29 protein-coding genes are annotated in these 24,560 nt (G+C 62.7%); 17 read left to right on the top strand and 12 right to left on the bottom strand.

Translation table 11 applies throughout. From position 1 onward, the window contains the following. Positions 1-64 precede the first annotated feature (64 nt). A complete protein-coding gene (locus FHY55_RS01395; protein ID WP_140012487.1) occupies positions 65-382 on the bottom strand; it encodes an Hpt domain-containing protein in 318 nt (105 codons plus the stop codon). A gap of 180 nt (positions 383-562) precedes the next feature. Here FHY55_RS01395 and FHY55_RS01390 point away from each other — a divergent pair, with 180 nt between their 5' ends. Continuing rightward, the gene (locus FHY55_RS01390; RefSeq protein WP_140012486.1) at positions 563-1,810 is read left to right on the top strand and encodes a PP2C family protein-serine/threonine phosphatase; all 1,248 of its coding nucleotides are present in this window, start codon (positions 563-565) and stop codon (positions 1,808-1,810) included. Here FHY55_RS01390 and FHY55_RS01385 read toward each other — a convergent pair. After that, entirely contained in the window at positions 1,807-2,253 is a 447-nt protein-coding gene (locus FHY55_RS01385; protein WP_140012485.1) for an NUDIX hydrolase, read from the bottom strand. The genes FHY55_RS01390 and FHY55_RS01385 overlap by 4 nt on opposite strands. A gap of 77 nt (positions 2,254-2,330) precedes the next feature. Here FHY55_RS01385 and FHY55_RS01380 point away from each other — a divergent pair, with 77 nt between their 5' ends. The 6 genes from FHY55_RS01380 (at position 2,331) to FHY55_RS01355 (ending at position 8,748) form a co-directional block, all read left to right on the top strand. After that, complete coding sequence (locus tag FHY55_RS01380; RefSeq protein ID WP_140012484.1) at positions 2,331-3,320, top strand: Hsp33 family molecular chaperone HslO; 990 nt, start codon at positions 2,331-2,333, stop codon at positions 3,318-3,320. Continuing rightward, positions 3,313-3,906 (top strand): CoA pyrophosphatase, encoded by a 594-nt coding sequence (locus FHY55_RS01375; protein WP_140012483.1) that lies wholly within the window; start codon positions 3,313-3,315, stop codon positions 3,904-3,906. Before FHY55_RS01380 ends, FHY55_RS01375 begins: the two co-directional genes overlap by 8 nt. Continuing rightward, positions 3,903-5,039, top strand: coding sequence for a CCA tRNA nucleotidyltransferase (locus FHY55_RS01370; RefSeq protein WP_140012482.1), 1,137 nt, complete (start codon positions 3,903-3,905; stop codon positions 5,037-5,039). Before FHY55_RS01375 ends, FHY55_RS01370 begins: the two co-directional genes overlap by 4 nt. 51 nt (positions 5,040-5,090) lie before the next feature. After that, entirely contained in the window at positions 5,091-6,938 is a 1,848-nt protein-coding gene (locus FHY55_RS01365; RefSeq protein ID WP_140012481.1) for an ABC transporter ATP-binding protein, read from the top strand. Positions 6,939-6,948: 10 nt separating this feature from the next. Beyond that, entirely contained in the window at positions 6,949-8,157 is a 1,209-nt protein-coding gene (locus tag FHY55_RS01360) for a class I SAM-dependent RNA methyltransferase (protein WP_140012480.1), read from the top strand. 87 nt (positions 8,158-8,244) lie between these two features. Next, positions 8,245-8,748, top strand: coding sequence for a murein L,D-transpeptidase family protein (locus FHY55_RS01355; protein ID WP_140012479.1), 504 nt, complete (start codon positions 8,245-8,247; stop codon positions 8,746-8,748). 69 nt (positions 8,749-8,817) lie between these two features. Here FHY55_RS01355 and FHY55_RS01350 read toward each other — a convergent pair whose 3' ends face one another. Next, complete coding sequence (locus FHY55_RS01350) at positions 8,818-9,321, bottom strand: CAP domain-containing protein (RefSeq protein WP_140012478.1); 504 nt, start codon at positions 9,319-9,321, stop codon at positions 8,818-8,820. Positions 9,322-9,509: 188 nt separating this feature from the next. Here FHY55_RS01350 and FHY55_RS01345 point away from each other — a divergent pair, with 188 nt between their 5' ends. Beyond that, positions 9,510-10,103, top strand: coding sequence for a L,D-transpeptidase (locus FHY55_RS01345; protein ID WP_140012477.1), 594 nt, complete (start codon positions 9,510-9,512; stop codon positions 10,101-10,103). Positions 10,104-10,161: 58 nt separating this feature from the next. Here the strand turns inward: FHY55_RS01345 and FHY55_RS01340 are convergent, their stop codons facing one another. The 4 genes from FHY55_RS01340 to FHY55_RS01325 all read right to left on the bottom strand — a co-directional run bounded on the left by FHY55_RS01340 (position 10,162) and on the right by FHY55_RS01325 (position 12,775). Further along, entirely contained in the window at positions 10,162-10,479 is a 318-nt protein-coding gene (locus FHY55_RS01340; protein WP_140012476.1) for a HigA family addiction module antitoxin, read from the bottom strand. Beyond that, positions 10,469-10,759 carry a type II toxin-antitoxin system RelE/ParE family toxin gene (locus FHY55_RS01335; RefSeq protein ID WP_140012475.1) on the bottom strand — a complete coding sequence of 97 codons (291 nt, stop codon included), beginning with the start codon at positions 10,757-10,759 and terminating at the stop codon, positions 10,469-10,471. Before FHY55_RS01335 ends, FHY55_RS01340 begins: the two co-directional genes overlap by 11 nt. A gap of 114 nt (positions 10,760-10,873) precedes the next feature. Continuing rightward, the gene (gene hemH, locus FHY55_RS01330; RefSeq protein ID WP_140012474.1) at positions 10,874-11,890 is read right to left on the bottom strand and encodes a ferrochelatase; all 1,017 of its coding nucleotides are present in this window, start codon (positions 11,888-11,890) and stop codon (positions 10,874-10,876) included. Positions 11,891-11,950: 60 nt separating this feature from the next. Next, on the bottom strand, positions 11,951-12,775 hold the full coding sequence (locus tag FHY55_RS01325) for an SAM-dependent methyltransferase (protein WP_140012473.1): 825 nt from the start codon (positions 12,773-12,775) through the stop codon (positions 11,951-11,953). Positions 12,776-12,799: 24 nt separating this feature from the next. On the opposite strand from FHY55_RS01325, the gene FHY55_RS01320 reads away from it, so the two are divergent. Genes FHY55_RS01320 through FHY55_RS01305 form a run of 4 tightly spaced genes read left to right on the top strand, consistent with a single transcriptional unit; the run spans position 12,800 to position 15,107 of the window. Continuing rightward, positions 12,800-13,531: a ComF family protein gene (locus FHY55_RS01320; RefSeq protein WP_140012472.1), complete on the top strand. Its 732-nt coding sequence runs from the start codon at positions 12,800-12,802 to the stop codon at positions 13,529-13,531. 28 nt (positions 13,532-13,559) lie between these two features. After that, entirely contained in the window at positions 13,560-13,817 is a 258-nt protein-coding gene (gene grxC / locus FHY55_RS01315) for a glutaredoxin 3 (RefSeq protein ID WP_140012471.1), read from the top strand. Then, entirely contained in the window at positions 13,817-14,647 is an 831-nt protein-coding gene (locus FHY55_RS01310) for a carbon-nitrogen hydrolase family protein (protein WP_140012470.1), read from the top strand. Before grxC ends, FHY55_RS01310 begins: the two co-directional genes overlap by 1 nt. Beyond that, entirely contained in the window at positions 14,622-15,107 is a 486-nt protein-coding gene (locus FHY55_RS01305; protein ID WP_254695388.1) for a MarR family winged helix-turn-helix transcriptional regulator, read from the top strand. Before FHY55_RS01310 ends, FHY55_RS01305 begins: the two co-directional genes overlap by 26 nt. Positions 15,108-15,128: 21 nt before the next feature. Here the strand turns inward: FHY55_RS01305 and ubiG are convergent, their stop codons facing one another. Then, on the bottom strand, positions 15,129-15,869 hold the full coding sequence (gene ubiG / locus FHY55_RS01300) for a bifunctional 2-polyprenyl-6-hydroxyphenol methylase/3-demethylubiquinol 3-O-methyltransferase UbiG (RefSeq protein ID WP_140012469.1): 741 nt from the start codon (positions 15,867-15,869) through the stop codon (positions 15,129-15,131). A gap of 57 nt (positions 15,870-15,926) precedes the next feature. Here ubiG and pip point away from each other — a divergent pair, with 57 nt between their 5' ends. Next, the gene (gene pip, locus FHY55_RS01295; RefSeq protein WP_140012468.1) at positions 15,927-16,916 is read left to right on the top strand and encodes a prolyl aminopeptidase; all 990 of its coding nucleotides are present in this window, start codon (positions 15,927-15,929) and stop codon (positions 16,914-16,916) included. Here the strand turns inward: pip and FHY55_RS01290 are convergent. Then, on the bottom strand, positions 16,913-17,119 hold the full coding sequence (locus FHY55_RS01290; protein WP_140012467.1) for a hypothetical protein: 207 nt from the start codon (positions 17,117-17,119) through the stop codon (positions 16,913-16,915). The genes pip and FHY55_RS01290 overlap by 4 nt on opposite strands. A 262-nt stretch (positions 17,120-17,381) precedes the next feature. Continuing rightward, positions 17,382-17,798, bottom strand: a complete 417-nt coding sequence (locus FHY55_RS01285; RefSeq protein WP_140012466.1) for a hypothetical protein — start codon at positions 17,796-17,798, stop codon at positions 17,382-17,384. Positions 17,799-18,021: 223 nt separating this feature from the next. Between FHY55_RS01285 and rimP the strand changes: the two genes are divergently transcribed. Genes rimP through infB form a run of 4 tightly spaced genes read left to right on the top strand, consistent with a single transcriptional unit; the run spans position 18,022 to position 23,556 of the window. Next, positions 18,022-18,609 (top strand): ribosome maturation factor RimP, encoded by a 588-nt coding sequence (gene rimP, locus FHY55_RS01280; RefSeq protein WP_140012465.1) that lies wholly within the window; start codon positions 18,022-18,024, stop codon positions 18,607-18,609. After that, positions 18,609-20,381, top strand: coding sequence for a transcription termination factor NusA (nusA, locus tag FHY55_RS01275; RefSeq protein WP_140012464.1), 1,773 nt, complete (start codon positions 18,609-18,611; stop codon positions 20,379-20,381). Before rimP ends, nusA begins: the two co-directional genes overlap by 1 nt. Before the next feature lie 21 nt (positions 20,382-20,402). Further along, positions 20,403-21,041, top strand: coding sequence for an RNA-binding protein (locus tag FHY55_RS01270; protein ID WP_140012463.1), 639 nt, complete (start codon positions 20,403-20,405; stop codon positions 21,039-21,041). Beyond that, on the top strand, positions 21,031-23,556 hold the full coding sequence (infB, locus tag FHY55_RS01265; protein WP_140012462.1) for a translation initiation factor IF-2: 2,526 nt from the start codon (positions 21,031-21,033) through the stop codon (positions 23,554-23,556). Before FHY55_RS01270 ends, infB begins: the two co-directional genes overlap by 11 nt. A 308-nt stretch (positions 23,557-23,864) precedes the next feature. On the opposite strand, the gene FHY55_RS20840 is transcribed toward infB, so the two are convergent. Both FHY55_RS20840 and mutT read right to left on the bottom strand, forming a co-directional pair. Next, entirely contained in the window at positions 23,865-23,999 is a 135-nt protein-coding gene (locus FHY55_RS20840) for a hypothetical protein (RefSeq protein WP_256377569.1), read from the bottom strand. Positions 24,000-24,151: 152 nt separating this feature from the next. Continuing rightward, positions 24,152-24,550: an 8-oxo-dGTP diphosphatase MutT gene (mutT, locus tag FHY55_RS01260; protein WP_140012461.1), complete on the bottom strand. Its 399-nt coding sequence runs from the start codon at positions 24,548-24,550 to the stop codon at positions 24,152-24,154. Positions 24,551-24,560 lie beyond the last annotated feature (10 nt).

Raw genomic sequence — 24,560 nt, 5'->3', positions numbered from 1 at the left:
CGCTCCGTCGTCTTGCGTTCAAGGCGGCGGTCTATGCCCTTTCGGGGGGGAATCCAAGGGGCTGTCAGGCGTGCGGCCCTTGTTCAAAAGCCACCCGCGACGCTCGGAAACTCGCCACCACAGCCGCCGCCTCGCTGGCGCCGGCGCCGCCCTGGCGTGCACGTAGCTCTCCATCCTGGCAAAGCTGGGCAACTTCCGTGAAGCCCATGTTAAGCGCCGAACTCTTGAGGAAGTGAAAGTCCTCCTCCCAACTGGCAGATTGCCCGGCCTCGAATTTGATCAACACCTCCTCCACTTCTTCAAGAAAAAGCTCCGTCACCTCCTCAAAGGCTTCATCGCCCACTTCATCCCGAAGTTCGGACACACGCGCCCAATCAATCATACCAAACTCCCGATACGCCCTTGCCGCGCAAAACTAAGCGTCATCGGTTGATGGAAGATTACTTGATCCCAAAAATTTATCCGCTTCACCCAACCTTAACGCCTCCCTGCCAAACCAATCGGGCAGTTGCAGAAGAGACGACACACCTTGCAAACAGGCACCGCAAAGCCCGCGCTCCCCATGCGTTCCTCGCCTGCCGCGCAGCGCAAGGTTCTCGTTGTCGATGACAGTCAGATGCAGCGGCGCATTCTGTCTGCGATGCTCACCAAATGGGGTTATGCCGTGCGCGAGGCCGGCGGCGCAAAGGAAGCGCTTGATATTTGTGTTGTCGATCCGCCGGATTTCGTGCTCTCCGATTGGATGATGCCGGGCATGAATGGGATCGAGTTTTGCGCCATCTTCCGCGCCATTCCGCGTGAAAGTTACGGCTACTTCATCCTGCTGACGTCCAAGAGCAGCACCGAGGAGGTCGCGGCCGGGCTGGATGCCGGGGCTGATGATTACCTCGCCAAACCCATTTCACCTGATGAGCTTCGGGCCCGCATGGCTGCCGGTGAGCGTATTCTTGGTATCCATGCCGAACTGGTAGAAAAGAACCGCCTCGTCACCGAAACTCTCGGCCAGATCTCATCGCTCTACGATTCGCTGGACAGAGATCTGCAAGAGGCCCGCAAACTTCAGCAATCCCTCGTGAAAGAGCGGTTTCGCAGCTTCGGAAGTTCTCAGGTTTCCCTGCTGCTGCGTCCCTCCGGGCATGTGGGCGGCGATCTTGTTGGCTTTTTCTCGATCAACTCCGATCGTGTCGGTCTCTTCGGCATAGACGTGTCCGGCCATGGCGTCTCCTCCGCTTTGATGACCGCCCGGCTCGCTGGCTTCCTCTCGCCCACCTCGCCCGACCAAAACGTCGCCATGATGGAAAACGAGCTCGGCCTCTACGATGCGATTCCCCCGGCCGAGCTTGCCGCCACGCTCAATCGCCTTGCCTTCACCGAGTTGGAAACCGAGCATTACTTCACGCTCGCCTACGCCGATCTTGATCTCACCACCGGGGCCTTCACGCTCGTGCAGGCCGGCCACCCTCACCCGATGATCTTGCGGGCGTCCGGTGCAATCGAGATTATCGGCGAGGGCGGGATGCCCGTGGGCCTCGTGGAAGAGGCAAGCTTCGAGCAGGTTTCCGGCCAGTTGAACCCGGGGGACAAGCTCTTTCTCATGTCCGACGGCCTGACAGAGGCGATGGACCCGAACGGCCAAATGCTTGACGAAGACGGGCTGGCAGCCTTGCTGCGCCGCAATGCCAGCACACGCGGGCCGGGGTTTCTGGAAGCGCTGACATGGGATTTGTCAGAATACGCCGGTGCGCAGGACTTCGAAGATGATGTCTCCACCGTTCTCTTCGAATTCGATGGCCCGAAGGCAATCAACTAACGCAACCCGGCCAGCGCCCACGCAGCAAAATGCGCGTCTCCCCGGTTTCCAAGCAGCGCGATGGCCTCATCCGCGTTGAGCCAAACAGCAGAGTGTCCCGGCTCGGCGGGTGGCCCCAACTGGCGCACCGGGTGCGCCAGCACCACGGTGCAAATCTTCTCGGCCCAAAGCTCATAGTCCGGCATATAGGTAAACCGCCGAAACGCGCCCAGCCGTCGTAGCGGTGCAATGCGCCAGCCGGTCTCTTCCAGCACCTCCCGGTGCAGCGCGGCCATCGGTTGCTCACCCGGATCAATCCCGCCACCCGGGAGCTGAAACTCCGCCTTGGGCTCCTCCTGAAACGTCACCAGCACCTGCCCACCCAAGGGCAGCAACGCATAAATCCCCGGCCTGCGCACATAGCGCCGCCCCGCCTCCACAGGCTCTCCAAATCGTCTTGTCACGCACTGCCCCTTTGCCTTGCCCGCCTTCGCCCTTATATGGCACCGACAAGCCAAGCCTCCACCGTCAAGGAAAGCAAATGACCCTCGGTGCACAGATCGCCTGGGACGATACCGTCCTGCCCTTCCAGCTCGACCGCTCCGATATCCGGGGTCGCGTGGCCCGTCTTGACGGGGTGCTCGACGAGATTCTCGCCCAGCACGACTACCCCGACCCGATCGAGCAGCTCGTAGCCGAAATGGCTCTGCTGACCGCCATGATCGGCCACTCCATGAAGCTGCGGTGGAAACTTTCGCTTCAGGTGCGTGGCGACGGTCCGGCTCGGCTCATCGCCACCGATTACTACGCCCCCGAAACCGAAGGCGGCCCGGCCCGCATCCGCGCCTACGCCAGCTTTGATCGTGAGCGCCCGCTTGAGGGCAAGCCCTTTGATCTGATCGGGTCCGGATACTTCGCTATCCTGATTGATCAGGGCGAAGGTACCACACCCTATCAAGGGATCACGCCGATTGACGGAGGCTCGCTTTCTGCCTGTGCAGAGACTTATTTTGCCCAATCCGAGCAACTCCCCACCCGGTTCCACCTGCGCTACGGTCGCTCGCTTGATGCAGACGGCACCGCCGGAAGCTGGCGCGCGGGCGGCATGATGTTGCAGCTAATGCCCGAGGCCTCACCTCTGCTGAAGCCAACCGAAAGCGAAGAGCCGCGCCTGCTCCAACCCTCCGACATGCTAGACGATGAGAATGAAGAGCATTGGAACCGCGCCAACATTCTTCTCGACACCGTTGAAGAGCTTGAACTGGTCGGCCCGGCCATTCAGCCAACAGACCTGCTCGTGCGCCTCTTTCACGAGGAAGGCCCCCGCGTCTTCGATCCACAGCCGGTCAAGTTCGGCTGCACCTGCTCGGAAGACCGCGTGCGCGCCTCGCTTTCGATCTATTCGGCAAAAGACATTGCCACCATGACAACGCCGGAAGGCAGGGTCACAGCCGATTGCCAGTTTTGCGGCGCTCACTACAATCTCGATCCGGCCACGCTTGGCTTCGAGGCAAAGGATGGCAATGACTGACACAGAGGCTCGGCTTTTGGCGGCTCTCGCCGCGCCGGGCCGCCCTTCGTCGGATTATGACCTGAACCCAAGCCACCCTTCGGTGCGGGTCAAAACACGCGAGGCCGGCGTGCTGGTCCCAGTCTGGATGAACGGCCCCGCGCCGCGCCTGATCCTGACCAAGCGCAGCTCCCGGCTCAAGCACCACCCCGGCCAGATCGCCTTTCCGGGCGGCAAGGTGGATCCGGGCGATGCCGATGCCGTCGCAGCGGCCCTGCGTGAGGCCGAGGAAGAAATCGGCTTGCCCCGCGGCGATGTCCGCGTGCTGGGCACGTTGCCCGCCCATGAAACCGTCACTGGCTTCTCGGTCACTCCGGTGCTTGGGGTGATCGAAGGCCCGTTTATCCCTGTGCCGGAAGCTGGGGAGGTCGATGAGGTCTTTACCGTCCCTCTCGCCCACATCCTTGATCCAAACCGCTATGCCGTGCAAAGCCGTTACTGGCAGGGCTACGACCGGCGCTATTATACCGTGCCCTACGGTCCCTATTATATCTGGGGCGCGACCGCGAGGATGCTGCGCGCACTTGCCGACCGCGCCGCAGCATGACCCGCCTCAACGCAGAATGGCTCGCAGCCCCCCGCCCCAGCGCTCTTTGTGCCGCACTCGAAGCGGCAGGCCACAAGGCACTCTTTGTCGGCGGCTGCGTTCGCAACGCTCTGCTTGATGTGCCTGTAACAGATCTTGATCTGTCCACGGATGCGCACCCAGAAACAGTCACCAATCTAGCGGAAGGGGCAGGGTTTCGAGCAATCCCCACCGGGATCGAACATGGCACAGTCACTGTGGTGGCGGGCGACGTCCCTATCGAGGTCACGACCTTCCGGCGCGATGTTTCTACTGACGGGCGCCGCGCCTCAGTCGCCTTTTCCGATGATGTGGCCGAAGATGCCGCTCGGCGCGATTTCACCATGAACGCGCTCTACTGCGACATGCGCGGCGCACTGGAAGATCCGCTCAACGGCCTCCCCGATCTTGAGGCCCGCCGTCTGCGCTTCATCGGAAACCCGGCAGACAGGATCGCCGAAGACTATCTGCGCATCCTTCGTTTCTTCCGCTTCACCGCCTGGTATGCCGACCCGGCCCACGGCATCGACGCCGAAGGCCTCACCGCCTGTGCCGCCGGGGCAGATGGGCTCTCCCACGTTTCTGCCGAGCGCATCACAAGCGAAATCCTGAAGCTGCTCGCCGCGGCAAACCCGGCCCCCGCCGTCGCTTCGATGGATGCATCGGGCGTGTTGCATCGAGTGTTGCCCGGGGCAGACGCCCCCACGCTCGCTCGCTTCATCCACTTCGCCCCCACGCCTGACGCCATCGCCCGCCTTGCCGCGCTGGGCGGAAGCCGTGAGGGCCTGCGCCTGTCGCGTGCCGAAGAGCGCCGCGTTGAAACCTTGCTGACAGCCGCCGCCAGCCTCGCCCCGCCCGCTGCGCTAGGCTACCGTTTTGGCGCGGAAGATGGCCTTGCCGCCCTCTATCTCCGCGCCGCGCAGATAGAGACTATTCCGCCCGAAAATGCGCAATCAGACGTAGAATTTGGCGCCAGCCAAACCTTTCCCGTCACCGCGAATGACCTGATGCCAGAGCTCACCGGCCCCGCCCTTGGCGCTCGGTTGAAAGAGCTTGAAGCCCGCTGGATCGCCTCCGGTTTCCAGCTCACCCGCAAAGAGTTGCTGGCCCCCTAGTTTCCTTCCCGGTCGCGTGAGCTAAGTTGCCAGCGGACCAAAGGACCGCCCATGCATCGCCTCGCCCGCAAAATCCCTGATCTGATTGATGCGTTCCGCCACGCCAAGGGGCCGCCGCCGACGCAACTGATGGCCTTCATCCGCTGGTCGATCCGCGGTGCCGAACTGCCGTTGATCGGCGCCGGGCTGCTGTTCACGGTGACGGGCACGCTTGAGGTGGTCACCGCGCTTCTGCTCGGCCACATCATCGACTCCGCACTTGATGCAGGCCCCGAGTCCTTCTTTTCCAGCCACCTCTGGCTCATTCTCGGCACGCTTGGCTTCTTCCTGTTGATCCGCCCGGCCTGCTTTCTTGCCTCCGCCGCAGCAAACAGCCTCGTCATCCAACCCAATGTCATGCCGCTGGTGCTCTCACGCTTGCACCGCTGGACGATGGGCCAAGCCGTGCAGTTCTTTGACAATGACTTTGCAGGTCGCATCGCTCAGAAGCAGATGCAAACCGCGCGCGCCATTACCGATGTCGTCTCGGAGTTCGCCAACACCATCTGCTTCGCGCTTGCCTCCCTCATCGGTGCGGCCCTCCTGCTGACCTCGATTGATTGGCGCATCGCGCTCGTCCTCACGGCGTGGCTTGTGGTCTATCTTGCCCTCATCGCCTGGTACATGCCGCGCATCCGCGTCCGTTCAAAGGTCCGCGCCTCTGCCCGGGCCATGGTCACCGGCCAGGTGGTGGATACGATCACCAACATCAAGACGGTCAAGCTCTTTGCCCATGCCGAGCATGAAGATCGTGCAGCGCTGGGGTCCATGAGCAAGTTCCGCGATGCGGTGATCCACGTCGGCTTCCTCGCCGCCGGGTTTCGCGGTGCGCTGATGCTGCTTGCGGGCGCCCTGCCCGCCCTGCTCATCGGCGGCACGCTCCTGCTCTGGCAAAACGGCGCGGCCACTGCGGGTGATATCGCCGCCACCGGCACCATCGCCATTCGCATCGCCCAAATGACAGGCTGGGTCAGCCATACGCTCTTGGGGATCTATGCCAACATCGGCGAGATCGAAGATGGCATGCGCACCCTCACACCCCGCCACAGCGTCGTTGACGCGCCCAACGCAACGCCGCTCAAGGTGCCCGCTGGGGAGATCGCCTTTGAGGATGTGCGCTTCACTTACGGGCGCGAGCGCGAAGGGGTGCAGGGCCTATCGCTGCGCATCAAGCCGGGGGAGCGCCTTGGCATCGTCGGCGCGTCGGGCGCAGGCAAATCCACACTCGTGGCCCTTTTGATGCGTCTCTATGACACCGAAGAAGGCCGCATTCTGATCGACGGGCAAGATATTTCCGAGGTCACTCAAGAAAGCCTCCGCCGGGCCATCTCGATGGTCACGCAGGATACGGCAATGTTCAATCGTTCCGCCCGCGACAACCTCAAATATGGCCTCCCCGAAGCGCCGGATGACGATATGGAAGAGGCCGCGCGCCGGGCCGAGGCCCATGAGTTCGTGACCGGGCTGGAGGACTACAACAACCGCACCGGCTACGATGCCCACTTGGGCGAGCGTGGCGTGCGGCTTTCAGGCGGGCAGCGGCAAAGGGTGGCCCTCGCCCGCGCCATCCTCAAGAACGCGCCGATCCTCGTGCTGGATGAGGCAACCTCGGCGCTCGACTCCGAGGTCGAAGCCCAGATCCAGACTGCGCTCGACGAGGTGATGGAGGGCAAAACCGTGCTCGCCATCGCCCACCGCCTGTCCACCATCGCCCGGATGGACAGGATCGTGGTTCTGGATGACGGACGGATTGTCGAGGAAGGCACCCATGATGAGCTGGTCAGCCTTGGCGGGCGCTACGCTGGCTTTTGGAGTCGTCAGTCCGGCGGCTTCCTTGACGTGACCAAGGCCGCCGAGTAACGCCGGTTGCATGACCGAAGTGTTGATCGAAAAGTTGAATGTGCGTGGCGAGGGCATAGCCGCGGGTGTCCCTCCGGTGCCCCGGGTCATTCCGGGCGAAAAAGTCTCTGTTACGCCTGAAAAAACCCAAATCGTTACGCCATCTGAGCACCGCGTTGCGCCGCCCTGTCGCCACTTCAAGGCTTGCGGCGCATGCGCGATGCAGCACGCTTCCAATGCCTATGTGGCCGAGTGGAAGGCCTCGGTCATCTCTCAAGGTCTGGCGGCCCAGGGCCTTTCCACCACAATCCGCCCCACTGTCACCTCTCCGCCCGCATCCCGCCGCCGCGCAACCTTGCATGGGCGGCGCACCAAAAAGGGGGCAATGGTCGGCTTCAATGCCCGCGCCTCCGATGTCATCGTCGAAGTGCCCGATTGCCTCGTCCTGCACCCCACGATCCTCGCCGCCCTCCCCGCGCTTCAGGCCCTGACCCGCGCCACAGCCACCCGAACCGCCGGGGTCGATCTCGCTGTCACCGTCAGCGAGTCCGGCCTCGATGTGCACATCCCAAACGGTCGCCCCGCCGATGGCCCCCTGCTGGTGGAGCTCGCTGCGCTTGCAGGCCAGTTCAACATCGCTCGCCTCACCTATGGAGATGAGCCGGTGGCCACCCGCGCCGCACCCACGCTGCATTTCGGTTCGGCAAAGGTCACGCCGCCGCCCGGCGCCTTTCTGCAGGCCACAGCACAGGGAGAGGCGGCGCTGATCTCGGCCATCGCAGAGGCCATTGGCCCCGATCCACGCCGGATCGCAGACCTTTTTGCAGGCTGCGGTACGTTCTCGCTGCCCTTGGCCGCCCGCGCCGAAGTGGAGGCCTATGAAGGCGACGCCGCCCTGATTGCCGCGCTTGATCGCGGCTGGTGCAACAGTGGCGGCACACTGCGCCATACCAAGGCCGTCACCCGTGATCTCTTCCGCCAACCGCTTCTGCCCGATGAGCTTGCCCGCTTCGATGCGGTCGTCATCGACCCACCCCGCGCGGGCGCAGAAGCCCAACACCAAGAGCTCGCCGCTTCCAGCGTTCCGCGCATCGCCGCCGTGTCTTGCAACCCCGTCACCTTCGCGCGTGACGCGCGGATTCTTACAGATGGCGGCTACACGCTGGACTGGGTTCAGCCAGTCGATCAGTTCCGCTGGTCCTCCCATGTTGAGCTTGCAGCGCAGTTCACGCGGGTGTGAATCGCACTTTCAGCGCCTTCCAAGACAGGGCAGAATCCGTATAATGCATGGCATAATAATACACAGGCAAACGCTGGGGACTTAACGGTGAAAAAGCTTACACGGCGCGCCACGCTTCTCGGCGCCGCGGCACTGGCCCTTGCGGGCTGTTCGAGCAAGTTCAAATCTTACAACGGCCCAGAGGTCACGCGCGTGATCGTCTACAAAGACAGGCGCCGCATGTATCTGATGCACCACAACGAGGTGCTGCGCGAATACAAGATCGGCCTCGGCTTCGCGCCACGCGGCCACAAGCAGTTTGAAGGCGACGGTAAGACGCCGGAAGGCAGCTACATCATTGATCGCCGCAATCCGAACTCCGACTTCCACCTGTCGCTCGGTATCTCCTACCCGAACAGGGCCGATGTCGAATATGCGCGCTCTCAGGGCAAGAAGCCGGGGGGCGATATCTTCATCCACGGTCGCCGCGAGAGCAAACGTGACAGGCGCGGCTCTGACTGGACGGCAGGCTGCATCTGGGTGAAGAACCGCGAGATCGAGAACATCTATGCCATGGTGCGCAACGGCACCCCGATCGACATTCACCCCTAAACGCAAACGCCCGGCCTCTTTCGAGCCGGGCGTGACTTGCTTTTGCTGTGATGGTGGTCGTTGAGCGGCTCAGCCGCCGGTGATCAACGTCCACCAAATCTTGCCGTTTTCTTCCTGATGCCACGCAATCCCGAGGTTGCGTGCCTCAGGAGCAAGGATCACATTCCGCGTGTCCGATTGCGCCATCCATGCCGAAAGCGTCTCGACTTCAGATTCGAAGGTCTCGCTGATGTTTTCACCCAGGAAACGGCCTTGGTAGCCAGTGCGGCGCACCCGATCGAGCGGGCTGGACCCGTCAGAGCCAAAGTGCCACGGACGGTTCTGCACAGCCATGTCACGAGAATGGGTTGCCGCAGCGGCGTTGAGCTGGGGGCTCAGTTCCACCGGGTTCACGCCACGCGCGGCCCGCAGTTGGTTCACGTTGTCCAGCACCCGGAACGGAATCTCTTTCGCGTCCCGCGCCGTGATGTTGTAAACCCGCACCCCGCTGCCATCCGGCCCGGTGGTTACCGCAGGTGTACAGGCCGAAAGAGCCAGCGCGCCTGCAACGATCAGAGAAATCATCCGCAGCATGATGAGAGGCAACCCCAGTTAGCAGTGTCGGGCGTCAGCCATAGCGATTTGCCCTGACTTGTGCAATTGCACCACCGCAACGTTGCCGGTTTTCCTGCGTGATTGATTTGCGACTGCGGCTTTCCCGCCATATAAATAGGGGATGTCGGGGATTTGCCCCCGCCTGTTCCCAACCGTTCGAGGCCGGAATGACCGATTATTCTGATAGCAAATTTAACCGTCGCGCCTTCCTCGGTGCCACCGCCGCTGCCGCCGTTCTGCCCGCCGCTTTGCGGGCCGAGCAGGTCGATCCATCCGCGCTGGGCCCGCAAGCCCAAGTGCGCCGAAACATCTCCAGCTTCCGCTCGCTCGATTGGCGGCCCTATTTCAGTTCCACGCGCGGCGGGGCAATCCTCGTCGACATCACGTCACGTGCCCTGCACTACTGGTCCGCCGATCAGTCGGTTTACAAGCTCTACCCAACCTCGGTGCCGATCACCGAAGACCTCACCCGCCGGGGCCGCACCACTGTCGCCCGCAAGGTCGAAGGCCCCACCTGGTCGCCCACCCCCGCCATGAAGCGCCGCAACCCCGAGTGGCCCGATTTCGTGCCCGCTGGCCCCGATAACCCGCTCGGCACCCACGCGCTCTATCTCGGCTGGACGTATTATCGCATCCACGGCACCCACGACACGCGCAAAATCGGCCGCAAGTCCTCCAACGGCTGCATCGGCCTTTACAACGAGCACATCGCCGAGCTCTTCAGCCTCGTCCGCCCGGGTGCGCAGGTGTTGCTGATCTGAGCCGTCTGGATTTTCATTATGTAATCGCTTCTGGGGACATCGCATCCCTATGGTGCTGTCATGCAGCGGAGTGGTCACCCCAAGCTAAGGGTGGCACCTTGATGGTGGTCTTCCTCTCCGCTTCCCAGAGATCGTGTTGCATTTGAAGCGCCATCCAAAAACGCGCACCATTGCGGAAGGCTTGTCCGAGACGAACTGCCATATCCAGAGAGATAGAGGCTTTTTCGTTTATCAGCCTGGATGCTGAGTTTCTCGATATATCAAGGTGCTTGGCGAGTTCACTCACAGACATGCCAAGTTCAGGGAGAATGTCCTCCCTCAGGTACTCGCCGGGATGCGGCGGCTGAAATGCAAGTCCTTCTCTTCTAGCTTCCATGATAGTCCTCCAAATGCACGTCATAGGGGCCTTCATCATCCCATCTAAAGGTAACGCGCCAGTTGCCCGTGACCCTAACCGAGAATGTTCCTGCCCTTTCTCCTTTCAGTTCGTGTAGACGCCAACCCGGCATATCAAGTTCCATGGGCGAAACAGCCACATCTAAAGCGTTAAGAATCCGTTTGATGCGCGGAACCCAACCTGAGTTCAGTCCGCGTTGGTCGCCTTTTGCTACAAGGCGCTTTAGCCCTTTGTGACGTATTCGACTATGTAAGAGCATCGTTTAGCGATGCTTCATCATCGTTGCTCTGTCAACTGTAACGTTACATGGTGCACACGTCACTACTTCCCAAGAGTTGTAATGAAAAAGTGAGTCCGCATCGACACACTCAGCCTAGATCCACCCCCCAAGGTTCTCCTTAACCGCATCCGCCAGTGCCTCAATGTGGTCGGGCCGCTCATTGAGGCAGGGAATGTAGGTAAAGCTCTCGCCCCCTGCTTCCTCAAAGCTCTCGCGGATCTCCCCCTCGATCTCTTCCAGCGTCTCGATGCAATCCGCGCTGAACGCGGGGGCGACCACGGCAATCTTCTTCACCCCGGCCTTCGCCCGCTCCGCCACCTCTTCCACCGTATAGGGTCGCAGCCAGTCTTCCGGTCCAAACTGGCTCTGGAAGGTGGTGATGATCTTGTCCTCCGGCAAGCCGAGCTTTTCCCGCAGGAGTCGTGTCGTTTTCTGGCATTGGCAATGGTAGGGGTCGCCCTCCATCAGGTAGCGCTTGGGCATCCCGTGGTAGCTGCACACCAGCAACTCCGCATCACCCAGTTTCTCTTCCACCGAGGCGGCCAGCGCGTCGATGTAGCTGGGCCGGTCGAAATAGGCTGGCACAGTCCGCACCGCCGGTTGCCACTTCTCTTTCATCAGCGCCCGGAAGAACTGGTCATTCGCCGTGGCCGTCGTGGCGCCCGCATATTGCGGATAGAGAGGGAAGAAGATGATCTTGTCACAGCCCGCTGCCACCATCTCGGCCACCTTGCTCTCCGTCGAGGGGTTGCCGTAGCGCATGCAGAAATCAACCATCACCTGGTCGCCATACTCCTGCGCCAGCCGCGCCCGCAGCGCCTCGGTCTGCGCCATGGTAATCACCATCAGCGGCGACATGTTTTTCGCCTTATCCCAGATCAGCTCGTAGTTCTTGCCACTGCTGAAGGGCCGCTTGGTCAGGATGATCCCCTGCAGGATCGGCTGCCACTTCCACGCCGGATAGTCGATCACCCGTTTGTCGCTGAGGAATTCGTTCAGATAGCGCCGCATGTCCCAGTATCCCGGGCTGTCGGGCGTGCCGAGGTTGGCAATCAACACGCCAATCTTGCGTGGCTTTACGGGCGGATGGTCGGGCGGCAGATGGCTCACGGGCTGTCCTCGCTATGGGCTTTGGCTAGGGATAGTGCACGCGCCGCCCGGGTCAATGCGTCACCTCTTCCCACCCTCGGGCCCAAGCTCCTGCGTGCCAAGCGCATCAGCAAGCCGCGTGGTGGCCGATCCGGGCCGGAGCGGCTGTGGCTGGTTCGGCCCCGGCGACCATCCGGTGAGGAAAACGGTTTCGAATACAGCCCGAATGCGCCCATCCGGCCCGGCGCTTGCGTCATTCAGCGCGGCTGCCCCCAAAAGCACGGCCCGCCGTGTCATCGCCTTGAGGCGGGCGGTCATCGCGTTGGCCTCCCCCATCGCGCGAAGGTCACGCATCAGGGCCAGTGTGTCGGCGTATGAAACCTCAAGCGGAAAGGCATCTGCCACCGGCAGCACATACCCGGCCCTTTGTAGCAACGCCCCAAGGTCGCGTATCTCACCCATCGGCAACACCCGCGGGCTGAGCCCCCCGGTCTGCGCCACTTCCGCCTCTGCCAGCGCGGCCCTCAGCCCGGCCAGCGTCTCGCCCCCCAGCATCGCACCAATGAACAGCCCGTCAGGTTGCAACCCCCGCCGCGCTTGCACCAGTTGGCCCACCGGGTCGCTGGCCCAATGCAGCGCCAAACCGTGGATCACAAGGTCATGGGCCCCCTCTTCGATCTCAAGTAGATCATCGTCGCTGATGATCCGCGCATCGGGGAAGGCTTCGCCCCACAATTCAGGAAAACCCGTCACAACGCAGGGCGCCGTAAAGGTTCTGTTAACCTCGCTGAGTCTTTCCTTGATCTCGTCGATGGCCTGCGCGTGCAAAAACAGCGCGTCGGGCCGGGCACGGGCACGGTTGCGGGCAAGGGCCTTGCGATCGGTCAACTGGGGTGGCTGGGCCATGACCCGGCTTATCAGGGAGGGCGCGTGGCGATGCAACGGCTTCTGCAGGTGATTTATCCTGATCACTGCCTGTCCTGCGGTGCCGTCAGTGGCTCCGAGGGCGGGCTTTGCGCCGATTGCTGGCGGGATACGGCCTTCATCAACGGCCTCGTCTGCGACACTTGCGGCGCGCCCCTCCCCGGCGATGACGACCCGGATAAGGCCCCCACCCTCACCTGTGACGATTGCCTGCGCATCGCACGCCCATGGAGCCGTGGCCGCTCTGCTTTGCTCTACCGAGGCAATGGACGGCGGATCGTTCTGGCCCTGAAAGGCTCTGACAGGGCCGATCTGGCGCAATCCGTGGCCCCCTGGCTCGCCCGCGCCGCCGCCCCCATCTACGAGCCGGGCATGCTCATCTCGCCCGTGCCTCTGCACTGGATCCGGCTGTTCAAACGCCGCTACAACCAATCGGCCCTGCTCGCCCGCGCCCTCGCCAATGAGCTGGGCGCGCCCTCTTGCCCCGACCTCCTGCAACGCACCCGTGCCACGCCCCGGCAAGAAGGGCTCGGAGCCCAGGCCCGATTTGCCAACATGGCCGAGGCCATCCGCCCCCACCCAAAACGCCGCCACCGCATGGCGGCCCGCAAGGTGATGCTGGTCGATGACGTGATGACCTCCGGCGCCACCCTCGCCGCCTGCGCCGATGCCTGCCTCGCGTCCGGCGCAGCAGAGGTTCGGGTGCTGACACTGGCGCGAACGGTCAAGGACGCCTAAGTATGGCCGGAACCCGAAAGGACCAGCCATGCCCGTGCCAATCGAGATCTATACTACACCCATCTGCGGCTTCTGCACGGCCGCCAAACGCCTCCTCGCCTCCAAGGGCGTCGAATTCACCGAAGTGAACCTGTTTGAAGAGCCCGGCCGCCGCTCCGAGATGATGGACAGATCAGGCGGCCGTCACACCGTGCCGCAAATTTTCATCGGCGAAACCCATGTTGGCGGGTGTGATGATCTCTACGAATTGGAGAGCGCCGGCAAGCTCGAGCCAATGCTCGCCTGATGCGGGCTTCCCTCCTCCAACTCACCAGCTCCGATGATCCCGAGGCCAACCTGCCGGTGATGCTCGGGATGGTCGAACAAGCCGTGCAGGAGGGCGCCGACCTGATCTTGACGCCAGAGGTCACCAACTGCGTGTCCTCCAGCCGCACCCGCCAGCAGCAAGTGTTGCGCCACGAGCCTGACGACCCAACGCTTGCCGCCTTCCGCGAGGCCGCCGCACGCCTCGGCAAGCACCTCCTCCTCGGCTCCATCGCCGTCAAAACAGACGATCCCGATGGCCGATTTGCCAACCGTTCCTTCCTGATCGGGCCGAGCGGTGAGGTCGTCGCGCGGTATGATAAGATTCACATGTTCGACGTTCAGGTGAGCGAAACGGAAACCTACCGCGAGAGCGCGGGCTACCGACCCGGAAACGTCTCTGTCTTAGCCCAAACACCGCTGGCAGCGATTGGCCTCACCATCTGCTACGATCTCCGCTTCCCGCATCTCTATCGCGGTCTGGCAAAGGCGGGCGCTCAAATCATCGCCGTCCCATCCGCCTTCTCGCCCGGCACCGGCCCAGCGCATTGGCAGCCGCTGCTGCAAGCCCGTGCCATCGAAACCGGGGCTTACGTGCTCGCCCCCGCCCAATGTGGCACCCATCCCGGCACCGCAGGACGCACCCGCCGCAGCCATGGCCACTCGCTCGTTGTGTCCCCTTGGGGTGAGGTGCTGGCGGACGGTGGTGACGCACCCGATGTGATCACAGTTGACCTGGACCTCTCCGATGTGGACGATGCGCGCCACAAGATCCCCGCGCTAACCCATGATCGCCCTTTCGAAGGCCCCTGACCCCTGCATGGCTGTTGAAATCTCAGATACTCTGGCCGTCGCGCTGTTTTCCGAACTGCTCACCGCCGAGCAGCTCGCGCGCAACCGGATGTCGAAGGCGCTGCCCAAGGGTATGGAGATCAGCCATTTCTCGGTGCTCAACCATCTCGCTCACATCGGAGAAGAGCGCAGCCCGGCCCAGCTCGCGCAGGCCTTCCACCTGACCCGTGGGGCAATGACCAACACGCTGAACAAGTTAGAATGGGCAGGCTACGTGCACATCCGCCCCGATTGGGATGATGCCCGGCGCAAGATGGTCTCCATCAGCCCATCCGGTCGAGCTGCGCGCGATGCCGCCATCGCCTCGGTCAGCCCCGTCATCGCCGCCATCGTGTCGGAGATCGGCAGCGACAAGGTGCGCTCCATGCTCCCGGTCATGCGAGAGCTGCGCCAAAAGCTCGGCGCCCGCGAAGAGCCATAGGGCGGAATTTTTCCCGCCGCCTTACGCCGCCTTCACACTCGCCGTCACGTAGTTGACGCTCAGGTCGCGGTCACTCATGCTCCAACTCCAGGCGAGCGGATTGAAGACAAACCCCTTCCGATCCACCGGATCAAGCCCCGCGCCACGCAGCAACTCGTAAAGCTCATCGGGCGTGATGAACTTCTTCCAGTCATGCGTGCCCTTGGGCAGCCAGCGCATCACCCATTCTGCGCCCACAATCGCAACGGCAAAGCTCTTAGGGTTGCGGTTGATGGTGGAGCAAATCATCAGCCCACCGGGCTTAAGCAGTTTCTGGCAGGCTTCCAGGTAGTCGGGCGGCGAGGCCACGTGCTCCACCACCTCCATGTTCAGCACCACGTCAAACTGCTCGCCGGCCTCGGCCAGCGCCTCTGCGGTGGTGTGACGATAGTCAATCTCCAGCCCCGACTGCTCGGCATGAACCTTCGCCACGGGGATGTTGCCCGCGGCGGCATCCGCGCCCACCACCTCGGCCCCCATCCGCGCCATCGGCTCGCTCAGCAGACCGCCACCGCAGCCGATGTCCAGCACACAAAGCCCGGAAAAAGGCTCTGTTCCGGCCCGATCCCGGTCAAACTCGGCGGCGATCTGGTCGCAGATGTAATCCAGCCGCACCGGGTTCATCATGTGCAGCGGCTTGAACTTGCCCTCCGCATCCCACCATTCCGCCGCCATCGCCTCGAATTTGGCCAGCTCTGCCGGGTCTGTCGTGTCGACTGCCATCGAAAATCTCCCTCTCAACCCATGGTCCCGCGCCCCGTCAGCCTATATAGCTCAGGCATGGACAAAAACGCGGGTCATAACAGCGCATACCGTCACCTCTACCCGGCGATCAGCCCGTTCGACCAGCGGATGATCGACATGCCGGGCGGCCACTCGATCTATGTCGAGCAATGTGGCAATCCGCAGGGGATTCCGGCGGTGGTGCTCCACGGCGGCCCCGGTGGCGGCTGCTCCCCCGCCATGCGCCGCTATTTCGACCCGGAGCGGTATCGCGTGGTGCTCTTCGATCAGCGCGGTTGCGGCCGCTCGCGCCCCTTTGCCTCGGTCGAAAACAACACCACGCAAGACCTGATCGCCGACATCGAGCGCATCCGCGAAATCCTCGGCATTGATCGCTGGGTCGTGTTCGGCGGCAGCTGGGGCGCCACGCTTTCCCTGCTCTACGCGCAGGCCCACCCCGAGCACGCCGCCTACCTGGTGCTGCGCGGCGTCTTCCTGATGACCCAGCGCGAGCTGCAATGGTTCTACGGCGGCGGCGCGGCGCGGTTCTTCCCCGATGTCTGGAAGCGGTTCATCGAATTCATCCCCGAGGCCGAGCACGAAGATTTCATCGCCGCCTACAACAAGCGCCTCTTCTGCGGCGACCTGATGGAAGAAACCCGCCTCGCGCAGCGCTGGGCGGGGTGGGAGAATGCGCTCGCCTCGATGGAGAGCCACAGCCACATAGGCGAAGGCTCCGGCAGCTACGCCCGGGCCTTTGCGCGGATCGAAAATCACTACTTCTCCAACGCCGGCTTTTTGCGGCAAGACGGCCAGATCCTCGCCGACATGCCCGAAATCGCCCACATCCCCGGCACGGTGGTGCAAGGCCGTTACGATATGATCTGCCCCCCCGAGGCCGCGCAAGCCCTCTGCGAGCGCTGGCCCCGCGGCACCCTCCGCATGATCCCCAACGCCGGCCACGCCCTCTCTGAGCCGGGAATATCTGCGGAACTGGTGCGAGCAACGCGGGGGATTGCCAAGGCACCCGAGCTTTACGGCTTCTAACCGTCCCCCAACTCTTCGGTCAGCCCCACCCGCGCCAGACAGGTCTTCCGCACCTGCATGATGATCGCGAAGACCTCGCGCATCTCCGCTGTCCCGGCCTCCGCATTGGCCCGCATCTCCGCCACCGGCGTAAACTGCTGGTTCTCGGTTTCCGCCACCCGCTCATATGCGCGCCAAGCCGGGTAGGTGCCGAGGTAAGTCATCTCCGCTTCGTCCTGCGCACAGTCACGCAATGCCTGACATCGCCCCCCATCGGCTTGGAAATTTCGGAGCGTGTCAAAGTGTATCTGGCACTCAGCAACAATGTTCGCTCCCACATCCACATGCGGCGGCGCTCTGAAGCCATTGGCTACGCATTGCTGAAGTGGAAGAAGCCCCAAGACTATGGCTATAACCCGTAAGCTCCTTCCCCGCCCTCGCATCATCCTAAGCCATCCATCGTCAAGGCCCTGAACTTCCCGGCACTTAGCCGTCCCCTAACTCTTCCGTCAGCCCCGTTCGCGCCAGACAGGTCTTCCGCACCTGAACGATCAAGCCAAAAACCTCGCGCATCTTCGCTGTCCCGGCCTCCGCATTGGCCCGCATCTCCGCCACCGGCGTGAATTTCTGATTTTCGGTCTCCATGACCCGCTCGTAGGGACGCCAGGCGGGGTATGTACCAAGGTAGGTCCGTTCGGCTTGGTCTCTCGCGCATGCCCCCAAGGGCTCACACCGCCCACCATCGGCGTTGAAGTTCCTTATGGTGTCAAAGTGAGTAAGGCATTCCATTACGAGGTTGCGCTCGACATCGAGATGCGGTGGCGGGCGAAACCCGTTGGCCACGCAGTGCGGGAGGACCAAGAGCATCGCCACCATGCTGGTCGCTCTCAACATCAGCTGCATAGACCCGCTCAAACCACTCAAACCACGCAATCCCCACAACCTATCGTAATAACTTTCTCGCCCCCCGCAACGCCCACAACCAAACCCCCTTGCGATTCGCCCCGCACAGGCCTATATTCCCCTCAACAGCGGCAGCGTCGGCCTCCACCCCCGACACTCCACCGGAACTTCCGACGGGCCGCAGCGCCCGTTTTTTTGTGCCCGAAAGGCCCCTACCCAGATCATGACCGACCTTATCGCCAAGACCGGAATGGATCAGCGCATGGCCGAGATCGTCTCGCCCGTGCTTGAAGGCATGGGATTCGAGCTGGTGCGCCTGCGCCTCATGGGCGGCAAAACGGCGAACCTTCAGATCATGGCCGAGAAGCCCGAGGGCGGCATCGAGGTGGATGACTGCGCCCGCATCTCCACCGCCGTTTCCGCCGTGCTCGACGTCGAAGACCCGATCGAGGATGAGTATACGCTCGAAGTTTCCTCCCCCGGCATCGACCGGCCCCTGACCCGGCTCAAGGATTTTGACCGCTGGGAAGGCTACGAGGCCAAGCTCGAAACCACCGAAATGATCGACGGCCGCCGCCGCTTCAAGGGCGAGCTGGCGGGCACCGAGGGCTCCGAAGTGCTGATCGAGATCGAAGAGCACGGCGAGCCGCTCACTATCGGCCTGCAGTTTGACTGGCTCTCCGACGCCAAGCTCGTGCTCACCGACGAACTCATCCGCGACGTGCTGCGCCACCGCAAGGACGCCGGCGAAGTCGACGAAACCCAATTTGACGAGGTGCAAACCCTCATGGACGGTCAGGAGGACAACTGATGGCCATTACTTCCGCAAACCAGCTGGAGTTGCTGCAAACTGCCGAGGCAGTCGCCCGGGAAAAGATGATCGACCCTGGCTTGGTCATCGAAGCGATGGAAGAAAGCCTCGCCCGTGCCGCCAAGTCGCGCTACGGCGCAGAGATGGACATCCGCGTGGCGATCGACCGCAAGACCGGGCGCGCCACCTTCACCCGCATCCGCACCGTCGTTGGCGAGCCTGATCTGGAAAACTATCAGGCCGAAATGACCCATGAGGCCGCCAAGCAGAGCCTCGGCACCCACGGCAAAGATTACATCGTCGTCTCCGGCATGTCGCAGCCCGAGGCCGAAGATGAAGAGCCCCGCCCGATCCGTCGCTTCCTCCTGCGCACCCCGTCCGAGATCGACAAGGCACTGGCCGAAGGCGTCGACCAAACCGCACCGCCCGCCGATGGCGACGAGCTGGTCGACGAGGTTCCGCCTGTCGAGATGGGCCGGATCGCCGCGCAATCGGCCAAGCAGGTCATCCTGCAAAAGGTCCGCGAAGCCGAGCGTGATCGTCAGTACGAAGAGTTCAAAGATCGCGCCGGCACCATCATCAACGGTCTGGTGAAGCGCGAAGAGTATGGCAACGTCATCGTCGATATCGGCGCGGGCGAGGCGGTGCTGCGCCGCAACGAGAAGATCGGCCGCGAAAGCTATCGCCCCGGCGACCGCATCCGGGTGTATATCAAGGACGTGCGCCGCGAGCAGCGCGGCCCGCAGATTTTCCTGAGCCGCACCGCGCCCGAGTTCATGGCTGAGCTGTTCAAGATGGAAGTGCCCGAAATCTACGACGGCATCATCGAGATCAAGGCCGTGGCCCGTGATCCCGGCTCCCGCGCCAAAATCGCCGTCATCTCCTACGATGGCTCGATCGACCCGGTCGGTGCCTGTGTTGGTATGCGCGGCAGCCGCGTGCAAGCCGTGGTCAACGAGCTTCAGGGCGAGAAGATCGACATCATCCCCTGGAACGACGATCAGCCCACCTTCCTCGTCAACGCCCTGCAGCCCGCCGAGGTCTCCAAGGTGGTGCTCGACGAAGAGGCCGGCAAGATCGAGGTCGTGGTGCCCGACGAGCAGCTTTCGCTCGCCATCGGTCGCCGTGGCCAGAACGTGCGCCTCGCATCGCAGCTCACCTCGCTCGACATCGATATCCTCACCGAGGAAGAAGAGAGCGCCCGCCGGCAAGCCGAGTTCGAAGAGCGCACCAAGCTCTTCATGGATACCCTCGATCTGGACGAATTCTTCGCCCAGCTGCTGGTGTCCGAAGGCTTCACCTCGCTCGAAGAGGTCGCCTATGTCGAGCTTGACGAGCTGCTGGTGATCGACGGTGTCGATGAAGGCACCGCCGGAGAGCTTCAGGCCCGTGCCCGCGACTATCTCGAAGAGCAAAACCGCAAGGCGCTTGAGCATGCCCGTGAACTTGGCGTCGAAGACAGCCTAGTCAGCTTCGAGGGCCTCACACCCCAGATGATCGAGGCGCTGGCCGAAGATGGCGTGAAAACGCTCGAAGATTTCGCCACCTGCGCCGACTGGGAGCTGGCAGGCGGATGGACAACCGTGGATGGCGAGCGTGTGAAGGACGACGGCATTCTGGAAAAATTCGACCTCTCGCTGGAAGAAGCGCAAAACATGGTCATGTCGGCCCGCATTTCGCTGGGCTGGGTCGATCCTGCCGAACTGGACGCATCCGAGGATGAGGGTGAAGAGTCCGAAGCTGCTGCTGAAGCAGAGGAGGCCGGAGCCTGATCTCAGGCTCCGGGATCGGGCCTGAGTCGCGGCGGCCGCGATAAGGAACATGGGGAGATCCCCGAACGCCGGTGCATTGCATCCGGCGAGAGCTACCCTATATCCAAACTGATCCGCTTCGTCGCCGGCCCCGGCGGCGAGGTTGTTCCCGACATCGCCGGAAAGTTGCCGGGCCGCGGTATCTGGATTACGCCTAACCGGGCCTCGCTTGAAAAGGCGATCAAGAAGAAGCTGTTTTCCCGCGCGGCGAAAACCCAGCTCACAGTGCCCGATGGTCTTTTTGAGCTGGTTGAACGGCTTATGGCCAAGCGGGTAACAGATACCATCGCCCTTGCCCGCAAGTCGGGCCGCGCGGTGGCGGGATATGAAAAGGTCAAAGGCTGGCTCCTTACCGAGGAGGCCCGCGTGCTGATCCAGGCTTTCGACGGTTCTGAGCGCGGCAAGTCAAAGCTGAGCTCGCCGCCGGGAAAAGGAACCTTCATAGGCTGCCTGAGTGCAAACGAAATCGGTTTGGCATTCGGCAGAGAACATGTGATACACGCCGCTCTTGCGTCTGGCGGACTCACGAAGCGTGTTGTAGAAGACGCCGCAAAGCTTGGCGCTTTGCGCGAAGAAAGCGGGGATTCTCCCCGGAAAGGACGAACATCGCATGAGCGATAGCGACGGCAAAAAAACCCTGGGCCTCCGTACCGGCCCGCGTTCCGGTCAGGTGAAGCAGAGCTTCTCCCACGGACGCACAAAAAACGTCGTGGTGGAAACCAAGCGCAAGCGCGTTGTGGTGCCCAAGCCCGGTGCGCCCACCGCTGGCGCAAAGGCGGCGGCAGCCGCCGGGTCTGACCCGTCCAAGCGCCCCGCCGGGATTTCCGACGCCGAGATGGAGCGCCGCCTGAAGGCGCTTGCCGCGGCCAAGGCAACCGAGGCTGAAGAGGCCAAGCGCCGCGAGGCCGAAGAGAAAGAGCGCGAGGCCGAGCGCCAGCGCCGCCGTGAAGAGGCCGAGGCGAAAGAGCGCGAAGAGCGCGAACGCCAGGAAGCCCTGAAGGCGAAAGAAGAAGAAGACGCTCGCAAGAAACGCGAAGCGGAAGAAGCGAAAGCCCGCGAAAAGGCCGAGCGCAACGCGCCGCCCGCCGCAGCCGCTGCAGCAGCCCAGCCCGGCCCCGCGCCGGCTGAAGACGGCGGGCGTGGTGGTGGCAACCGCCCCGCGCCGCGCCGTGATGGCCGCGACGACCGCGACAACAACCGTGACAACCGTGGCAAAGGCAGCCGCGATGACGGTGGCCGCCGCGCTGGCAAGCTCACCCTGAACCAGGCGCTCTCGGGCGGTGAAGGCGGGCGTCAGCGCTCGCTTGCCGCGATGAAGCGCAAGCAGGAGCGTGCCCGCCAAAAGGCCCTCGGCGGTGGCGAAAGCCGCGAAAAGGTCGTGCGTGACGTTCAGCTGCCCGAAACCATCGTTGTGTCCGAGCTGGCCAACCGCATGGCCGAACGGGTCGCGCTGGTGGTGAAGGCCCTCATGCAAAACGGCATGATGGTCACACAGAACCAGGTGATCGACGCTGATACAGCCGAGCTGATCATCGAGGAATTCGGCCACAAGGTCGTCCGCGTCTCCGACAGCGATGTCGAGCAGGTCATCAAGACCGCTGAGGACAAGGACGAAGATCTGCAGCCGCGTGCGCCCGTCATCACCATCATGGGCCACGTCGACCACGGCAAAACCTCGCTGCTCGACGCGATCCGCGACGCCAAGGTTGTTTCCGGTGAGGCCGGTGGCATCACCCAGCACATCGGCGCCTATCAGGTGAAAACCGATAGCGGCGCTGTGCTGAGCTTCCTCGACACGCCCGGCCACGCCGCCTTCACTTCCATGCGTGCCCGTGGTGCGCAGGTGACGGATATCGTCGTGCTCGTGGTGGCCGCCGATGACGCGGTGATGCCGCAGACCATCGAGGCCATCAACCACGCCAAGGCCGCCAACGTGCCGATGATCGTTGCGATCAACAAGGTAGACCTGCCCGCGGCCGATCCGCAGAAGGTCCGCACCGATCTGCTTCAGCACGAAGTCATCGTCGAGGCGATGTCTGGTGAGGTTCAGGATGTTGAAGTGTCGGCCCACACCGGCCAAGGCCTTGATGAACTGCTCGAAGCCATCGCGCTTCAGGCCGAATTGCTTGAACTCAAAGCCAACCCCGATCGTCCCGCCCAAGGCGCTGTGATCGAGGCCCAGCTTGATGTTGGCCGTGGCCCTGTTGCCACCGTTCTGGTGCAAACCGGTACGCTCCGTCAGGGCGATATCTTCGTCGTTGGCGAGCAGTGGGGCAAGGTCCGCGCGCTGATCAATGACAAGGGCGATCGTGTGCCCGAGGCTGGCCCCTCCGTTCCCGTCGAGGTGCTCGGTCTCAACGGCACTCCCGAGGCCGGCGATGTGCTCAACGTCGTCAGCTCTGAGGGTCAGGCCCGCGAAATCGCCGAGTATCGTGAGAACGCCGCCAAGGAGAAGCGCGCCGCCGCCGGTGCCGCGACCACCCTTGAGCAGCTCATGCAGAAGGCCAAGGACGACAAGGACGTCGCGGAGATGCCCATCGTCATGAAGGCCGACGTGCAGGGGTCTGCCGAGGCCATCGTTCAGGCGATGGAGAAGATCGGCAACGACGAGGTTCGTGTTCGCGTGCTGCACTCCGGCGTCGGCGCCATCACCGAAAGCGATATCGGCCTTGCCGAAGCCTCCGGGGCGCCCGTCTTCGGCTTCAACGTCCGTGCCAACGCCCCCGCGCGTCAGGCCGCCAACCAGAAGGGCGTCGAGATCCGCTACTACTCGGTGATCTACGACCTTGTGGATGACGTGAAAGCCGCCGCTTCCGGCCTGCTCTCCGCCGAAATTCAGGAAGACTTCATCGGCTACGCGTCGATCAAGGAGGTCTTCAAGGTCACCGGCGTCGGCAAGGTTGCCGGTTGTCTCGTCACCGAAGGCGTTGCCCGCCGCTCCGCTGGTGTCCGCCTGCTGCGCGACGACGTGGTGATCCACGAAGGCACGCTGAAGACCTTGAAGCGCTTCAAGGATGAGGTTGCCGAGGTGCAATCCGGTCAAGAGTGCGGCATGGCCTTCGAGAACTACGACGACATCCGCGAAGGCGACGTCATCGAGATCTTCACCCGCAAGGAAGTCGAGCGCACGCTCTAAGCGCTCGACCAATCAAGCTATCAAGGCTCCGACCGTGGCCCCGCGCCCCGGTCGGCCTTTGTGCGCGTGTTATGATCGCACCTTTATCTGTGTCCGCTAAACTTGCTGGAGATCGCTCCATTCTAAGATGCTTGCACAGGGCGTCCCCTGCTACGCTTGGCAAACCGAAGCCGGATCTAAATGCGCGTCACCCGCCTGCCAAATAAAGAACACTCAAGCCCCAGCAGGTCTAAACTCGGCCCGGACAGCAAAATGCCCGCGTCGTCCCCAACGCGGGCAGTGCACAGCATTTGCAGTGGCGAAACTTGTCAGGCAGCGACAGTCTCAACCGGGCGGCCGGTGAAATCCCGTTCACCCACGCGCACAACAACACGCCCGTCCGAGAGCGCCTTCACAAAGGTGCCCTGAACCGAAACACAGCTTCCAACAACGATGGTCCGCAATTTATTTCCTCCCCAAAGGTTGCTTTCCTCAGGGTAGAATAGCGCAGCTTGGTTTACATTTCATTTACAAAGTGATCGCCCAAGCAAGAAAGTTGCGCAAATTTGAGGCAAGTAGCAAAGATACTTGCTCCGATTCCGGGCAACCGCCCCCGTCAGAGCCAATCCCGCAGAATCGCCACCAAGGGTACATCCGCCGGCGGCATCGGGTAGTCGTGCAGCTCATTCGCCCGCGCCCACTTCAGCCTCTGCCCTTCTTTGCCCTGCGGGGTGCCGCCCCACTTGCGGCAGGCAAAGAGCGGCATCAGCAGATGAAAATCATTGTAGCTGTGCGAGGCAAAGGTGAGCGGCGCAAGGCAGCTTTCCCATGTTTCAATCCCCAGCTCTTCATGCAGTTCACGGATCAGCGCCGCTTCCGGCGTCTCCCCCGCCTCAACCTTGCCGCCCGGAAATTCCCACAGCCCGGCCATGCTCTTCCCCTCGGGGCGCTGGGCCAAAAGCACCCGGCCATCCACATCGATCAGGGCAACAGCTGAAACAAGAACCACCTTCACCTGCGCTCTA

This window comes from Oceanicola sp. D3 (assembly GCF_006351965.1).
Lineage (GTDB): Bacteria > Pseudomonadota > Alphaproteobacteria > Rhodobacterales > Rhodobacteraceae > Vannielia.
Note: the sequence above shows the minus strand (reverse complement) of the source record. Positions and strands in the feature narration are given on the sequence as shown.

Bases quoted from the DNA above. Each gene is read 5' to 3' on its own strand.
- FHY55_RS01340 (WP_140012476.1), bottom strand. From the start codon at position 10,479: ATGGAAGCTAGAAGAGAAGGACTTGCATTTCAGCCGCCGCATCCCGGC.
- FHY55_RS01365 (WP_140012481.1), top strand. From the start codon at position 5,091: ATGCATCGCCTCGCCCGCAAAATCCCTGATCTGATTGATGCGTTCCGC.
- FHY55_RS01360 (WP_140012480.1), top strand. From the start codon at position 6,949: ATGACCGAAGTGTTGATCGAAAAGTTGAATGTGCGTGGCGAGGGCATA.
- pip (WP_140012468.1), top strand. From the start codon at position 15,927: ATGGACAAAAACGCGGGTCATAACAGCGCATACCGTCACCTCTACCCG.
- infB (WP_140012462.1), top strand. From the start codon at position 21,031: ATGAGCGATAGCGACGGCAAAAAAACCCTGGGCCTCCGTACCGGCCCG.
- nusA (WP_140012464.1), top strand. From the start codon at position 18,609: ATGGCCATTACTTCCGCAAACCAGCTGGAGTTGCTGCAAACTGCCGAG.
- ubiG (WP_140012469.1), bottom strand. From the start codon at position 15,869: ATGGCAGTCGACACGACAGACCCGGCAGAGCTGGCCAAATTCGAGGCG.
- FHY55_RS01375 (WP_140012483.1), top strand. From the start codon at position 3,313: ATGACTGACACAGAGGCTCGGCTTTTGGCGGCTCTCGCCGCGCCGGGC.
- grxC (WP_140012471.1), top strand. From the start codon at position 13,560: ATGCCCGTGCCAATCGAGATCTATACTACACCCATCTGCGGCTTCTGC.
- FHY55_RS01310 (WP_140012470.1), top strand. From the start codon at position 13,817: ATGCGGGCTTCCCTCCTCCAACTCACCAGCTCCGATGATCCCGAGGCC.
- FHY55_RS01380 (WP_140012484.1), top strand. From the start codon at position 2,331: ATGACCCTCGGTGCACAGATCGCCTGGGACGATACCGTCCTGCCCTTC.
- FHY55_RS01390 (WP_140012486.1), top strand. From the start codon at position 563: ATGCGTTCCTCGCCTGCCGCGCAGCGCAAGGTTCTCGTTGTCGATGAC.
- FHY55_RS01370 (WP_140012482.1), top strand. From the start codon at position 3,903: ATGACCCGCCTCAACGCAGAATGGCTCGCAGCCCCCCGCCCCAGCGCT.
- FHY55_RS01345 (WP_140012477.1), top strand. From the start codon at position 9,510: ATGACCGATTATTCTGATAGCAAATTTAACCGTCGCGCCTTCCTCGGT.
- FHY55_RS01395 (WP_140012487.1), bottom strand. From the start codon at position 382: ATGATTGATTGGGCGCGTGTGTCCGAACTTCGGGATGAAGTGGGCGAT.
- FHY55_RS01350 (WP_140012478.1), bottom strand. From the start codon at position 9,321: ATGCTGCGGATGATTTCTCTGATCGTTGCAGGCGCGCTGGCTCTTTCG.
- FHY55_RS01305 (WP_254695388.1), top strand. From the start codon at position 14,622: ATGATCGCCCTTTCGAAGGCCCCTGACCCCTGCATGGCTGTTGAAATC.
- FHY55_RS01290 (WP_140012467.1), bottom strand. From the start codon at position 17,119: ATGACTTACCTCGGCACCTACCCGGCTTGGCGCGCATATGAGCGGGTG.
- FHY55_RS01335 (WP_140012475.1), bottom strand. From the start codon at position 10,759: ATGCTCTTACATAGTCGAATACGTCACAAAGGGCTAAAGCGCCTTGTA.
- FHY55_RS01325 (WP_140012473.1), bottom strand. From the start codon at position 12,775: ATGGCCCAGCCACCCCAGTTGACCGATCGCAAGGCCCTTGCCCGCAAC.
- rimP (WP_140012465.1), top strand. From the start codon at position 18,022: ATGACCGACCTTATCGCCAAGACCGGAATGGATCAGCGCATGGCCGAG.
- FHY55_RS01285 (WP_140012466.1), bottom strand. From the start codon at position 17,798: ATGCAGCTGATGTTGAGAGCGACCAGCATGGTGGCGATGCTCTTGGTC.